Source organism: Neptuniibacter sp. PT8_73 (assembly GCF_047778045.1).
Taxonomy (GTDB): domain Bacteria; phylum Pseudomonadota; class Gammaproteobacteria; order Pseudomonadales; family Balneatricaceae; genus Neptuniibacter.
This window is the reverse complement of sequence record NZ_CP180545.1, coordinates 3,655,653-3,670,057: the sequence shown is the minus strand read 5'-3', so window position 1 is coordinate 3,670,057 and position 14,405 is coordinate 3,655,653. Positions and strand designations below refer to the sequence as shown.

Annotated in this window: 12 protein-coding genes; 7 read left to right on the top strand and 5 right to left on the bottom strand. The window is 45.6% G+C overall.

Features of this window, described 5'->3' with window-relative positions; all coding sequences use genetic code 11:
• Window positions 1-23 precede the first annotated feature (23 nt).
• The gene (gene ppx / locus ACMXYN_RS16860; protein ID WP_415892787.1) at window positions 24-1,538 is read right to left on the bottom strand and encodes an exopolyphosphatase; all 1,515 of its coding nucleotides are present in this window, start codon (window positions 1,536-1,538) and stop codon (window positions 24-26) included.
• Between the two features lie 300 nt (window positions 1,539-1,838).
• Here ppx and trxA point away from each other — a divergent pair, with 300 nt between their 5' ends.
• The 6 genes from trxA (at window position 1,839) to ACMXYN_RS16830 (ending at window position 8,488) form a co-directional block, all read left to right on the top strand.
• Window positions 1,839-2,165, top strand: a complete 327-nt coding sequence (gene trxA / locus ACMXYN_RS16855; RefSeq protein WP_415882785.1) for a thioredoxin TrxA — start codon at window positions 1,839-1,841, stop codon at window positions 2,163-2,165.
• A gap of 229 nt (window positions 2,166-2,394) precedes the next feature.
• Window positions 2,395-3,654 (top strand): transcription termination factor Rho, encoded by a 1,260-nt coding sequence (gene rho / locus ACMXYN_RS16850; protein WP_007021413.1) that lies wholly within the window; start codon window positions 2,395-2,397, stop codon window positions 3,652-3,654.
• A gap of 63 nt (window positions 3,655-3,717) precedes the next feature.
• Window positions 3,718-5,196 carry a 4-hydroxy-3-polyprenylbenzoate decarboxylase gene (gene ubiD, locus ACMXYN_RS16845; protein WP_415892786.1) on the top strand — a complete coding sequence of 493 codons (1,479 nt, stop codon included), beginning with the start codon at window positions 3,718-3,720 and terminating at the stop codon, window positions 5,194-5,196.
• A gap of 3 nt (window positions 5,197-5,199) precedes the next feature.
• A complete protein-coding gene (locus ACMXYN_RS16840; protein ID WP_415892785.1) occupies window positions 5,200-6,246 on the top strand; it encodes a 2Fe-2S iron-sulfur cluster-binding protein in 1,047 nt (348 codons plus the stop codon).
• Between the two features lie 264 nt (window positions 6,247-6,510).
• Window positions 6,511-7,140: a hypothetical protein gene (locus ACMXYN_RS16835; RefSeq protein WP_415892784.1), complete on the top strand. Its 630-nt coding sequence runs from the start codon at window positions 6,511-6,513 to the stop codon at window positions 7,138-7,140.
• A 124-nt stretch (window positions 7,141-7,264) separates the two neighbouring features.
• Window positions 7,265-8,488 carry an EAL and HDOD domain-containing protein gene (locus ACMXYN_RS16830; RefSeq protein ID WP_415892783.1) on the top strand — a complete coding sequence of 408 codons (1,224 nt, stop codon included), beginning with the start codon at window positions 7,265-7,267 and terminating at the stop codon, window positions 8,486-8,488.
• A gap of 49 nt (window positions 8,489-8,537) precedes the next feature.
• Here the strand turns inward: ACMXYN_RS16830 and ACMXYN_RS16825 are convergent, their stop codons facing one another.
• Genes ACMXYN_RS16825 through hemC form a run of 4 tightly spaced genes read right to left on the bottom strand, consistent with a single transcriptional unit; the run spans window position 8,538 to window position 12,802 of the window.
• Window positions 8,538-9,791 carry a heme biosynthesis HemY N-terminal domain-containing protein gene (locus ACMXYN_RS16825; protein ID WP_415892782.1) on the bottom strand — a complete coding sequence of 418 codons (1,254 nt, stop codon included), beginning with the start codon at window positions 9,789-9,791 and terminating at the stop codon, window positions 8,538-8,540.
• Window positions 9,791-11,062: a uroporphyrinogen-III C-methyltransferase gene (locus ACMXYN_RS16820; protein WP_415892781.1), complete on the bottom strand. Its 1,272-nt coding sequence runs from the start codon at window positions 11,060-11,062 to the stop codon at window positions 9,791-9,793. Before ACMXYN_RS16820 ends, ACMXYN_RS16825 begins: the two co-directional genes overlap by 1 nt.
• Window positions 11,059-11,835 carry a uroporphyrinogen-III synthase gene (locus ACMXYN_RS16815; protein ID WP_415892780.1) on the bottom strand — a complete coding sequence of 259 codons (777 nt, stop codon included), beginning with the start codon at window positions 11,833-11,835 and terminating at the stop codon, window positions 11,059-11,061. Before ACMXYN_RS16815 ends, ACMXYN_RS16820 begins: the two co-directional genes overlap by 4 nt.
• A 25-nt stretch (window positions 11,836-11,860) precedes the next feature.
• A complete protein-coding gene (gene hemC, locus ACMXYN_RS16810; protein ID WP_415882777.1) occupies window positions 11,861-12,802 on the bottom strand; it encodes a hydroxymethylbilane synthase in 942 nt (313 codons plus the stop codon).
• Window positions 12,803-12,969: 167 nt separating this feature from the next.
• Between hemC and argH the strand changes: the two genes are divergently transcribed.
• The gene (argH, locus tag ACMXYN_RS16805; RefSeq protein WP_415882776.1) at window positions 12,970-14,364 is read left to right on the top strand and encodes an argininosuccinate lyase; all 1,395 of its coding nucleotides are present in this window, start codon (window positions 12,970-12,972) and stop codon (window positions 14,362-14,364) included.
• The last annotated feature ends 41 nt before the right edge of the window (window positions 14,365-14,405 follow it).

Below are 14,405 nucleotides of genomic sequence, written 5' to 3'. Positions count from 1 at the left end.
GTGCAAGTTTGAGGATTAGATAGTTAGCTGAATTTAAGCTTCATGTCGGCGCTTTCTAGATAACTCGCTTCTTGCTCAAGCCCAGCTTCGGTCAATGGATGATGAGATAGCCAGTCCTCTGGGAAATTCATGTTCAGTACTTTGCCGTCAAAGCTAAACGTGATCGCCGGTAGGCGATCTGAAGAGCGACTGCGATGGAGTACAACTGCGAGCCTTAGAAGCACGCAAAGTCGACGATAAGGCTCTTGCAGGCGTTTCGGTAGTACCTTGAACTCATCTTTAGGGAATTTTCGGCGATGACCGCGTACGAGAGTCGCTAGTTGGTGCTGCTCGCGCGTGGTAAAGCCTGGTAGATCAGAGTGACTAAGCAGATAAGCACTATGTTTATGGAACTGGCTGTGCGCGATTGTTAAACCAATCTCATGGGTGCGTGCTGCCCAACAAAGCATATCGTAGTGTTTCGAAGAAAGGTGCCAGCTTTCTTTCAATTGAGCCCAAGCAAGTAGAGCTGTTTGTTCGACACGTTCGGCTTGCTCTTGGTCAACATGGTAGCGCTGCATAAGTGCGGTGATGCTGCGATCACGGACGTCTTCATGCTTTAAACGGCCTGCCATATCATAGAGAACGCCTTCACGCAGTGCGCCTTCGGAGAAGCTCAATTTCTCAAGATTTAGAGCTTCGAATATACCGCATAAGATGGCAACGCCTGCAGTTAGGACGGTTTTTCGTTCAGATTTAATGCCATTAATGTCGATATCGTCGCTGTGTTTGAAGGTCAGCAGAAGATCTCTAAGTTGTTGTAATCCTTCCCAGGTAATTGAATCTTGGCTGTAGCCATAATCTTGGCAAATATTGCGAACGGCTTTGATTGTGCCTGATGCACCTACTGCACTGTTCCAGCCTAGATTGCGATATTCTCGGACGATCGATTGCAGTTCTTGGCGAGCGGCTGTGCGAGCGCGTTTAAAGTTGGAGGCAGAGATAATGCCATCTTTAAAATAGCGTTTGGTATAGCTAACGCAGCCCATATGGAGGCTTTCCATAGTGCGGGGCTCAAAGCGCTCGCCAATAATAAACTCGGTACTGCCACCACCAATATCAATGACTAAGCGGGAGCCTTGATCATCTGCAAGGGTGTGGGATACACCTAAATAGATAAGGCGTGCCTCCTCACGACCCGCGATTATCTCCAGTGGAGTTTCTAGGATAGCTTCAGCTTCCTCAATAAACTCTCGGCTATTCTTGGCTTCACGAAGAGCGTTAGTGCCTACGACTCTAACGGAATCTCTAGGGAGATCTTTGACGCGCTGGGCAAAACGGCTGAGGCATTCAAGCCCACGTTGTTTTGCTTCATCTGTCAGGTAGCGTTTCTCATTGATGCCAGCGGCCAGTTGAACTTTATCGGACAAAAGGTCAATCGGGCGTATCTCACCCTGATCAAGTTGCGCGACAACCATATGGAAACTGTTAGACCCTAAATCAATAGCTGCTAAGCGTTGATCATCTTGTTTATCTGAAACAGTTGAAGGCTCTGTCATGCGTTATCGTCCTATGACCCGATATGGAAGGCTGAGCTAGATTACCAAAAGTACTGCGGTACTGCAGGTGCTTTTCATCTTTTGTTTTAAAGCTTTTTGTTTATAGGGATAGTCTACTGGAAATATGGCCTGGCAGCCCCATGAAATGGGGTTTTATAGCGTTTGAGGTTTAAGCTTATAGCTAAATAATTGACCGTTATGCTAGGGAATTACCCTTGTAGGCGTTACACAATAGGCGGCGAGGATGCTATTATCGGCAGTCTTATTGAAAAATAATGGGCGCAGCGGAGAAAAGTTCCCATGAGTGAAAACATTGTAAATGTTACAGATGCTTCCTTTGAGGAAGATGTTCTCAAAGCTGAAGGTGCAGTATTAGTTGATTACTGGGCTGAGTGGTGTGGTCCTTGTAAGATGATCGCCCCTGTTCTGGAAGAGATCGCTAAAGAGTACGGTGACCAGTTGAAAATTTGTAAACTGAACATCGATGAAAACAGCGAAACTCCACCAAAATTTGGTATTCGTGGTATCCCTACATTGATGCTTTTCAAAGGCGGTAATGTAGAAGCTACTAAGGTTGGCGCACTATCTAAATCGCAGCTTTCTGCGTTTATTGAAGCTAATCTTTAATAGATTGATACCTAGAAAGTGTAATGTGGCTCAAAACATTACACTTTCTTACCTTTGCACTATAGACAGACCCTTACCTACCTTCTATAGTGTTGCTTGTTTGGTCCTCCCGCTAAAATCTTTTTCCTTCTTTGTATTTTATGCGAGAGCGTTTTGACCAACGTTCGACTATCTTCTTAAATTCCATCCACATATTAAAAATTAGCTTCGTGCTTCTTTTCTTCAAACTATGAATCTTACCGAACTAAAAACAAAAAGCGTTCCCGAGTTACTTGAAATTGCCAAAGGCATGGGAATGGATAATCTGGCTCGTTCCCGTAAACAGGATGTTATTTTCGCTATCCTTAAGCGTCATGCGAAAGGCGGTGAAGACATCTACGGTAATGGCGTCTTAGAAATTCTGCAGGATGGTTTTGGTTTCCTGCGTTCCGCTGACTCCTCATACCTAGCTGGCCCGGATGATATTTACGTATCTCCAAGTCAGATTCGTCGTTTCAACCTACGTACAGGTGACACGATTGCGGGTAAGATTCGTCCACCTAAAGATGGTGAGCGTTACTTTGCATTATTGAAAGTTAATGAAATTAACTACGATAAGCCTGATAACGCGAAGAACAAGATTCTTTTCGAAAACCTGACGCCTTTATTTGCGCAGGATCGTTTGCGGATGGAAATCGGTAACGGCAGTACAGAAGATCTGACTGCACGTGTTATCGATCTGGTTTGCCCAATGGGTAAAGGTCAGCGTGCTTTGGTTGTATCACCGCCTAAAGCCGGTAAGACCTTGATGCTGCAGAACATCGCTAACAGCATCACCCGTAACAACCCAGAAACTCACCTGATTGTATTGCTAATCGATGAGCGTCCTGAGGAAGTAACAGAGATGCAGCGTACCGTTCGCGGTGAAGTGGTTGCATCTACCTTCGATGAGCCGCCATCACGTCACGTTCAAGTGGCTGAGATGGTTATCGAGAAAGCTAAGCGTCTAACTGAACACAAGAAAGACGTGGTTATCCTTCTGGACTCTATCACGCGTTTGGCGCGTGCTTACAACACAGTTATTCCATCTTCCGGTAAAGTACTAACCGGTGGTGTTGATGCCCATGCGCTAGAGCGTCCTAAGCGCTTCTTTGGTGCTGCTCGTAACATCGAAGAGGGCGGTAGCTTAACAATCATCGCAACAGCGTTGGTTGATACGGGTTCTAAGATGGACGAAGTTATCTTTGAGGAATTCAAAGGTACTGGTAACTCTGAAGTTCACTTGGATCGTAAAGTTGCTGAGAAGCGTGTATTCCCAGCAATCAACATCCGTCGTTCTGGTACGCGTCGTGAAGATCTTCTTACATCTGAAGAAGAGCTACAGCGTATGTGGATCCTACGTAAGCTTCTAGATCCAATGGAAGATACTGCAGCGACAGAGTTTGTCATCGACAAGCTGAAAGACTTTAAAACAAACGACGAATTCTTCCTTTCTATGAAACGGAAGTAAACCGGTTTGCGTATTAAAGGGTGAGCATCTGCTTGCCCTTTTTTATATCTACTAGGTCTGATTATGGCGACACCCAAATATAAAGATCTGCGTGACTTTATCCACATGCTGGAAGAGCGTGGCGAGTTAAAGCGTATTAAACAAGAGATTGATCCTAATCTGGAGATGACCGAGATTAGTGATCGTACTCTCAAAGCAGGCGGTCCAGCTCTGCTGTTTGAAAACCCTAAAGGTTCCTCTTATCCAGTGTTAGCTAACTTGTTTGGTACGCCAGAACGTGTAGCGATGGGTATGGGAGAGGAGTCTGTAGAAGCGCTGAGAGATGTAGGTAAGCTCTTATCTCAATTAAAAGAGCCTGAACCACCTAAAGGTATGAAGGACGCTTGGGAAAAGCTGCCTATCTTTAAGCAAGTGCTTAATATGGGCCCCAAGCTGGTTAAGTCAGCGCCTTGTCAGAAGCATGTGATCGAAGGGGATGATGTTGATCTAAATACCCTTCCTATTCAAACTTGCTGGCCGGGGGATGCGGCACCATTGGTTACTTGGCCTTTGGTGATTACACGCGGTCCTAATAAAGAACGACAGAATTTAGGTATCTACCGTCAGCAATTAATCGGCAAAAATAAACTGATTATGCGTTGGCTCGCACACCGTGGAGGTGCACTCGATTTTCGTGAGTGGAAACAGGAACATCCGGGTGATAAGTTCCCTGTTGCCGTTGCTTTAGGTGCTGATCCTGCAACGATTTTGGGTGCAGTGACACCGGTTCCTGATACCTTGTCTGAGTATGCTTTTGCGGGCTTGCTGCGTGGTGGCAAAACTGAAGTTACTCAATGTATTGGCAATGACCTTCATGTTCCTGCTAGCGCTGAGTTCATCTTAGAGGGTTATATTGATCCGGACGAGATGGCTGATGAAGGCCCATTTGGCGACCATACCGGTTACTACAACGAGGTTGATAGCTTCCCTGTATTTACGGTCGAGCGCATTACCCATCGAAGTAACCCAATCTATCACAGCACCTATACTGGCCGTCCACCTGATGAGCCAGCTATCTTAGGTGTTGCGCTGAACGAAGTGTTCGTACCGATTCTGCAGAAACAGTTCCCTGAGATTGTAGATTTTTATCTGCCGCCTGAAGGCTGTTCTTACCGTATGGCGGTAGTGACGATTAAAAAGCAGTATCCGGGTCATGCTAAACGTGTGATGTTGGGTGTTTGGTCGTTCTTAAGACAGTTTATGTACACCAAATTCGTGATCGTTTGCGATGATGATGTGAATGCCCGTGATTGGAATGATGTGATCTGGGCGATCACTACGCGTATGGATCCTCAGCGAGATACGGTGATGATCGATAATACACCGATCGATTATCTCGACTTTGCTTCGCCTGTGTCAGGCCTCGGCTCTAAAATGGGCATGGATGCGACCAATAAATGGGAAGGTGAAACAACCCGTGAATGGGGTGAACCTATCGTTATGGATCCAGAAGTTCAGAGCAAAGTGGACGATATCTGGGACGAATTGGGTATTTTAAAGTGATCTATGCCTAAGCATATTCTGATCGAAAATAACGGGAATAAAATTCCTTCTGGATTAGATGAAACCCTGCTGGAAAGTTTACATCGAGCAGGGTATAAAATGCGCGTCAGCTGTCGCAATGGTGTTTGTGAAATTTGCGAAGTAAAGCTGCTTGAAGGCGAAATTAAACAACGCTATCCAGAACTTCATCTCTGTGTTGATAGCGTTCAAACTACTCGTAGTGCACCAAGTGTACTAGCATGTACATGTAAACCCTTAAGTGATGTAAGGGTCAGGATTGAAGGGTTAAAAAGCCCTGGAGAGTTATCTGTGAAAAAGCTCCTTTGTGATATTAAGGCATTTGAAAAGCTAAACCACGATGTGTACCGCATCCGCCTGCAAATGCCTGCAACGGCTTCTCTATCTGCCGAATTTTTTGCTGGTCAGTATTTAGATATCTTTTTGCCAGACGGTAAGCAGGCTTCATTTTCTATTGGTTCTGCGCCAGATACGGGTCGTGATATCGAGTTACATATCCGTCATATGCCTGAGAGTGAAATGTCTAATGCGATTATCGGGCATTTAAAAAGCGAAAAAACGGTAGAGATTGAACTACCGAAAGGTGACTGCTACCTACAAGCTCATAAACTAAAGCCTGATACACGTTTAATTTTGGCTGCGGCGAGCACGGGCTTTGCGCAAGTGAAGAGCGTGGTAGAACATCTATTGGCTAATCAATTTGGTAACCCAATCTATATTTATTGGGGCGCGTGTGTAGAAGAAGACATGTATTTGGAAAAGTTGCCAATGCAATGGGCTGCAGAACATCCAAATGTTCACTTTGAGCCGATTGTGAGTGAACCTGAAAATAGTCCTGGTTGGACAGGTCGTACAGGTCTTCTACCGGATGCTGTTTTAGAAGATTTTGCCGATTTCGAAAATGTAGAAATCTTCGCAAGTGGCTCTCCAGGTATGGTTTATGCGTTGCTAGATGCGTGTGAACCACGTGGCTTTGAAGAAGCGAATATGCACTCTGATGTATTTGCTTATGCGCCAAGACCTAAGAGTTAATTCGCCTCCCTATCAAAAAAGGAGCCTCTGGCTCCTTTTTTATTGCCCAATTGTCCCTAAAAAGTGTGTTTTACACTAGCTAGCTGTAACAAAGCTTTCTTATAAATGCTTTTCTGATCATTTTTTATTAGAATCCACGGTTCGCGCTTACCCTAATCGCTTAGTTATGGATCTCTATCTGAACGGTTATCGATAAACGCCGAGCCAGAATTGCGCTAGCTAGACGTTTTACCTGTTTCTATCAACTTACTTGGATGTATTCAGATGCAATCATTCGCTGCCTTAATGATTCGATCCCTTGTTTATCTGCTATTTATGGCAGGTGTAGCAAATATCTTTGCAATGGAAGGTTATGCCCTATTGGCAGAGAGTAAGTACGATGAAGGTTCGGCGACAGAGTTGATGCACGATACGTTTGCTTTCGTTACCTGCATGCTATTTTTAGTCGGCGCTTATTACAGTGATACGTTGCGTCCAGCTGCTGTGGTTGTTGCCACGTTGAGTGGCATGATGCTGATTCGTGAGTTTGATGCTTTCTTAGACGAGAATATGTTTGATGGCGCATGGCAGACGCTGGTTTGCATCTTGATTGCTACATCGACTTTATATTTGATTAGGCAACATCACCCGGTTAAACCTTCCTTAATTGAATTCTCGAAACTGTCCAGTGCTGGTATCTATCTGAGCGGTATCTTGGTTGTATTAGTATTTTCACGTCTGTTTGGCCGCGGTTCCTTCTGGGAAGCGGTAATGGGTGATGGCTATGTAAGGGTCGTGAAGAATATTGTAGAAGAGGGAACTGAACTTATGGGCTATACGTTACTGGTTATAGCTGCGGTTGAGTTTTTGTGGCAGATTGTCAGTCAGCGAAAAGTGAGCGTAGATAACCCTTAGGTTAGAGATCTACAATAAATGAAAGAGGAGCTGCAAGCTCCTCTTTTGCTTTTGGCTGGCAATAACTTCGGTCGCGGGATAAGCTGTATAAAATCCATAACTACCTCAGGGACTTTTGAGTTCTATGGAAGGGCAAAGCTCTGAAGTATTGATGGTTCGGCAGCCTATCTTTGATCGAAACCTCAAGATCATCTCTTATCAGCTGCGCTATCAATATTCTGAATACATCGAAGATTCGTTATTTGATCCTGAAACTGAAGGGTCAATGCTCGTTATGCATACCTTCACCAGCCTGTTTCAAGACGGTCATATCCATAAAGTACCTGTGTTTCTGCCTTTTCCTAGTTCGATGCTACAGGAGGGGAGCTCTCTAGCTTTGCCTAGAAAGGAGATAGTTATTGAAGTCCATCCAGATATAACAGTGACTGAAGAGGTTATCGCCCACCTTAGAATGCTTTCCAAACAAGGGTACCGAATCGCTTTGGATGGGTTCTCAATGCAACCTCATCTAATTCCTTTAATTAAGCTGGTCAACATCATCAAAATTGATTTTAGCTTGATGCATCGGACTAAAATCAAAAAGTTGGTAGCCACGCTGAATAAGGCGAAAAAGACCGCATTAGCGCAAAATGTAGATGACTTTGAGACTCTTCAATTCTGTAAAAAGGTTGGGTTTAAGCTGTTCCAAGGAGGCTTTATTAGTCGTCCAGTTAAGGTACTGGGGAAAGATGTGCCGGGTAATAGCGCGGCTTTAATGCAGCTTTTGCAACAGCTGCAACGTCCGGATATTACGCCTTCAGAAATTGAAGAGCTGATTATCATGGACCCTAAGCTTAGTTTTAAAATCCTAAAAGTAGTTAATTCAGCTGCTTATCAGCAGAACCGTTCGATTGATTCTATGCAGCAGGCGGTGGTGATCTTGGGGCATGATCAAATTCGGAAGTGGGCGACTCTGATTACATTAGCCAGTAACCCTGACAAACCCGAAGAGCTTGCTAGAAACCTATTAGTACGTGGTCGTATGTGTGAGTTACTAGCAGAATCATCTGAATCATTGCAGCAAGATAGTGCTTTTATGGTGGGGATGATCTCTCAGTTAGACCTCTTGTTAGATGTAGAAATGGATGAAATTTTGCGTCAGATTCCTCTAGATGAAAGCATTAAGCATGCGATATCTGATTTTGAAGGGGAGTTGGGTGGATTGCTGAAAGTTGTGATTGCTTTCGAAAAAGCAGATTGGAAAGAGGTTGAAGCTTCAGCTTTTGGAAAAGAGTTTTTTGATGTGGCTTATCGCCATAGTTTGCATTGGGCAGAACAAGCGATGGAGGCCTTAGTGCAAACGGAATAAATAAAAAAGGATGCTATGCAGCATCCTTTTGTATGGTCTTGTAAAGCTATCAAGCGCTAGCTTTTTGCTCTACTGGCATCGGTAGCTCAGGCAGGCCTGATGCAACAATGCTTAGGTTTTCTTGTAGTAAACCTTGTGCCTTTTCATCTTCGCCTAGGTGGCGAAGTAGGCGCGTTAACTCACCTAAAGTCTCTGGTTTAGCATCTAGCTTAAGGCTTTGCTCAAAGTACTTTACTGCCTGGCCCCAGTGCTCATTGCGCAGGGATAGACGGCCTAAGGTTAATAATAGTTCAGGGCTTTCAGCGTGAGCTTTCTGCCAGCTGCGAGCGCTATCAAGCTGCTTCTTGGCATTTTCGCCATTAATGCGGCCATATAGCGTAACCAATTTCTCGTCCCAGTTCTTCTTAATCAAACTGCGAAGATTTTGCTCAGCACGATCTTCGGCGCCAAGAGAAACCAGTAGTTCGGTGTAATGTTGAACAATTTCACCATTCTTAGTTTGCTCTGTCGGCAGATCAGACCAAGCATCGCTCAATGCTTTTAGGCGGTCTTCTTCACTGGTTTCCACAGGAAGCTTGCTAACACTGTCTTCAAGAATATGAGTACAGCATTCTGCGCTTAGGTCATATAGCTCTTCCGTTTTAAGCGCTTGGTGTTTACGCAGTGCCGGAATTAGTTGAGAAAGTGCTTTCCAGTCATTCAGACGAAGGTAAACATCTTTCAGCAACTTCATTACGTATGTGTTTTTAGGCGCGAGTGTGCGCAAACGTAGAAGCGTTGCTAGGCAAGGCTCTAGCTGACCACGAGATAGTTGAATCTCAGCTTGAGAGATAGCAACAGTTACTTCGGCTTCAGGCGTTGTGTTGCGTGCCTTTTGTAGAAGTTCGTCAGCTGCAGCTTCATTGTTTTGCTCATGTGCAGCTTTTGCTGCAGCTAGGTAGTTTACTAGCGGCAGATCAGAGCGCTCAGCGGCTTGTGCCAGCTGCTTCTGTGCTTGAGCCCAGTTGCCTTCAGATAACGAAGTTAAGCCTTTTAGCGTCTTACGGCGGCTGATTAGCTGGTTTCTGTTATCTTTCCAAGCTTTTAGCTTAGTAGTTGGCAGTTGAGTATGAGTGACTAAGTTTAATAGCCAGTGACCAATGACAAAACCTACAGCCAAAACGATGAGAAGAACCCATAGGCTGGTTTCGATCGTTGTTTGGTTATAGGCGATCAAGACGTAGCCTGAATCTTTGATCATCATCTCACCGACGAATGCACCGCCAGCAAGAATGATCAGCAGAAGTAGGACAAGTTTTTTCATTATGAAGCCCCTTGTTCCTTAAGTTTTGTCATATGAGCAAGGTAGTTCTTCAGGCTGCGTAGAGAACCAGAAATATCTGGCATCTCAGCCGTTACTTTAACGCTCTTTAGCTCAGAAATACCGCGCAGCAAGCTTTGCGTAGTACCGTCGCTTTGCTCGAAGTAAGTAGAAACCCAATCGTGCGCTTTGTTTAGGCTGGCATCATAAGATGATTGCTTACGCTGCAGTAGAGCAAGCTGAGCTTGTTCTAGCATAAGGTGAAGGTTTTGCTGTAGGTAGTAAGTTTGCTGTGGTGATAGCAATGGTTCAATTGGCTCGTCACGGTGCTGGATAACCACAAGCTTGTTAAGTTTGTCGGTTGCTTTGCTCCATGATTCTTCTAGACCAGCCGTCCAAGATTCTTCGACTACCTCTGGCGTAACTTCTTCCAATAGGTCTGGTAGCTTGTGCTGTTTAGAGATTGGGATTAAACGTAGGTTTTGTACCTGATTGTTTAATGCGCCAAGCTGTAGGAAAACGCCTTCTGTATCCAATACCGGTACTGCTTCTAATGCTGCGATATCAGCAGCTAAAGCCTTACGTACATCGTAAATGGAAACGTCGTCAGTCTCTTTGAGGATTTTGTCAGCGGATTTCAGTAGTTTCAGTGCGCCTGCGGACGTTTGTTCCATTAGTACGCGCTGATTAGCGAGACGTAACAGGTATTCCACTTCAGCTAGAAGCCAGTCTTTACGATTGGTTTTCTGGTTAGCTGTCACTTGCTGGATGCTTTTAGTTAGACGTGCTTGCAGCTCATCAATGTTGTTTTTGTCTGCTTGGCTTTGAGATTTTAGTTGGCCCAATGTTTGATTCATGCCAGCTAATGCTTGATCGACAGAGCCTCGAGCGTCGCTTAGAGATGAGCTAACCTGAGCTTCAATCGCTGCGTTATTCTGAGCAACGCTATCGCTCTGTTGTAGGGATAGCCAGTACAGGTAACCAGCAGCACCTAAAGCGATAATAGAGATAGGCAGTGCTAGTTTGCCAGGCCATGTTGCAGGCTTCTTCTCTTTCTCTTCTTTTGGTTCAGGAGCAGATTGTTCTGATGCAGCGACATTGTCTGCTTCAGCCGTTGTTTCTTCTGCTTCTTTGTTAGTCTCTTCTGCAGCGGCTTCTTCCTGTTCAGCGACTGCTTCTGTAGTTTCTTCAACCACTTCTTCAACAACCTCAGTTGCAGGTACATCTTGAGTGGTTTTCTTATCTTCCTGCGATTGTTTCTTTTTGTTGCTCATCTGTCGATTTCCGCAAAAGTCAGTGACTGCTTCAGGGTGTCGATCATTGCTTGATCGTCAGGCCCCGAGGCCGTGGTTACTCTGTTGAATCCAGCTGCTTCGGCAGCTTTTTTAATACGTTCACTGGGCACAACAAGATGACAGCGTAATAGTGAATCAGTGCTGAATTTGCCATTAGGGCGCTGTATCAAGTCCAGTAAATTGTCGAGTCCTGCACCGCTGCTGATAAATATGGCATCTAAAGGCCGATTAAAAAGGGCATCGGCAATATCAGCGTCGGAATATGCAGGACATTCACGGCGGTAGAGTTCAGCATAGCTAACCTCGGCTCCCCGTGCACGAAGTTCAGTGGCTAATTTTTCCCGTCCACCCTGGCCTCGCATAATTAAAATCTTGTCGCCAGTTATCTGTTGCAGCGCAGGTGATGCTAATAGCGCTTCTGAATCGTACCCCAGAGGGCTGTGATAGGCATCTATACCATAGTTGTTCAATAGTGCCGCACTCTGCTTTCCGATCGCTAGCCATTGAACGCCCAGTGGCAGTTGCGGCCAGTATAAGTCGATCCACTCATAACCAATCTCAACCGCATTTGGGCTGATAAAAATGACATGCTGAAATAGATCGAGATCTAAAATGTGTTGTTTCAGTGGATGAAAGTTTTCATCAGTTTCAGCGATGGGTTGGATTTTGAGTAGAGGAAAGGGGGTTGGTTCCGCGCCAAGGGCGCGGAGTTGTTCGGTAAGCTTTTGGGTCTGATGCTCAGGACGTGTCACCAGAACCCTAAGGTTGATTAAAGAGTTAGGCATCTGCTTTGTTATATACAGCGTCCAAAATCTCTTTAGCACCTGCGGCTAAAAGTCGATCAGCCAGTTCTACGCCAATGGCTTCGGCATCAGACGGAGCGCCGCGTTGTTCGTCGCGAAGAATCAACGTACCGTCTGGTTTTGCAACTAGGCCGCGTAGGTAGAGTTCAGAATTTTCATCGTTCAGCGTCGCGTAGCAGGCGATAGGTACCTGACAGCCGCCTTCAAGGCGCTTGTTCATAGCGCGCTCTGCCGTTACACGCCAAGCCGTTTCGGTGTCGTGTAGTGGCTTAAGAAGTTCATGCAGTTCGGCATCATCTGTACGGCACTCAATGCCTACAGCGCCTTGGCCACCTGCCGGTAGGCTGAAATCTACAGAAATTTCTGAACGAATACGTTCAGGCATCTCTAGACGAATTAGACCTGCAGAGGCAAGGATGATCGCATCATATTCGCCTTCGTCTAGCTTACGTAGACGTGTATTGACGTTACCGCGAAGCCATTTGATCTCTAAGTCAGGGCGTTTTTCGCGAATTTGCGCTTCACGACGTAGAGAAGATGTACCGACTACAGCGCCTTGAGGTAGTTCATCAATGCTGTTGTAAGTATTAGAGACAAAAGCATCGGTTGGCTGTTCGCGTGGGCAGATCACGGCCAAACCTAAGCCTTCTGGAAACTCCATCGGTACATCCTTCATGGAGTGAACCGCGATATCAGCTTCACCGGCTAGCATTGCTTCTTCTAGCTCTTTTACAAACAGACCTTTACCGCCCACTTTGGCTAGTGGTGCATCAAGGATCTTATCGCCTTTAGATACCATGCCGAGTAATTCGACTTTAATGTCTGCGTGATGGCGTTCTAGCTCGGCTTTTACATATTCTGCCTGCCATAGGGCCAATGGGCTTTTACGGGTAGCAATGCGGATGGTTCTGCTCATAAAAGTAGTCTCAAATACGGCATATTTAATATTTGTTGCCGATTGTAGCAGATTGCAGGGCGCGATATAGACACCTCAAGCGAAAGGGCATGATATAATGTCGCGCAAATTTTGTGATATCGGCTAAAAATAGCTGATTAAGTCTCCGAGTAATTTGAGGTTTTCCCATGAGTGATAAAACTAACCAGCAGTGGGGCGGTCGTTTTAATGAGCCAACGGATGCTTTCGTTGCGCGTTTTACGGCTTCCGTTGAATTTGATCAGCGTATGTATCTGCAGGATATTCGCGGTTCTATTGCTCATGCGAAGATGCTGACAAAAGCAGGCGTTCTTACCGAAGAAGAGCGTGACGATATTATCCGTGGTCTTGGCGAAATTCGTGTAGAGATCGAGCGCGGCGAATTTGAATGGTCAATTGAGCTAGAAGATGTGCACATGAACATCGAAGCGGCTTTGACTAAGAAAATTGGTATCACGGGCAAGAAGCTACACACAGGTCGTTCTCGTAATGACCAAGTAGCGACAGATATTCGTTTGTACCTACGTGATGAGATCGATCTAATCTTGGCTGAAATTACGCGTCTACAGCAGGGCCTATTGGGTATTGCTGAGCGTGAAGCTGATACGATCATGCCAGGTTTTACTCACCTTCAAACAGCTCAGCCTGTGACCTTTGGTCATCACCTGCTTGCTTGGTTCGAGATGCTAACCCGTGACTTCGGCCGTTTCGAAGATTGTCGTGAGCGTGCCAACATCATGCCGCTAGGTGCTGCAGCCCTTGCGGGTACAACTTACCCAATTCAGCGTGATCTAACTTGCGAGCTACTTGAGTTTAATGCTCCGGCTGAAAACTCTTTGGATGCGGTTTCTGATCGTGACTTCGCGATCGAGTTCTGTTCCGCGTCTAGTATCTTGTTGATGCACCTAACGCGTATGTCTGAAGAGTTGGTTCTATGGACATCTGCTCAGTTTGATTTCATCAACCTGCCAGATCGTTTCTGCACAGGCTCTTCAATCATGCCGCAGAAAAAGAACCCAGATGTACCTGAGTTAGTACGTGGTAAGTCTGGTCGTGTTTACGGCCATTTGATGAGCTTGCTAACGTTGATGAAGTCTCAGCCACTGGCATACAACAAAGATAACCAAGAAGATAAAGAGCCGCTGTTTGATGCAATCGATACAGTGAAAGGTTGTCTACGTGCATTTGCTGACATGGTGCCTGCGCTTGAGTCTAAGAAAGAAAGCATGCGTGAAGCAGCGCTTCGCGGTTTCTCTACTGCGACAGACTTGGCGGATTACCTAGTGCGTAAAGGCATGCCTTTCCGAGATGCTCACGAAGTTGTAGGTAAATCTGTAGCCTACGGTATCGAACAGAATAAAGATCTAGGTGAAATGACGTTGGAAGAGCTTGTTCAGTTCTCCGATACGATCGAGCAGGATGTATTTGAAGTGCTAACGCTTGAAGGTTCTGTTGCAGCTCGTGATCACATTGGTGGTACAGCGCCAAATCAGGTACGTGCAGCTGTGAAGCGTGGCCAAGCTAAATTGGATGCGCGCGGTTAATCGCTCATCTTAGAAAGAAAAAACGCGCTGCCTTGAGAAAG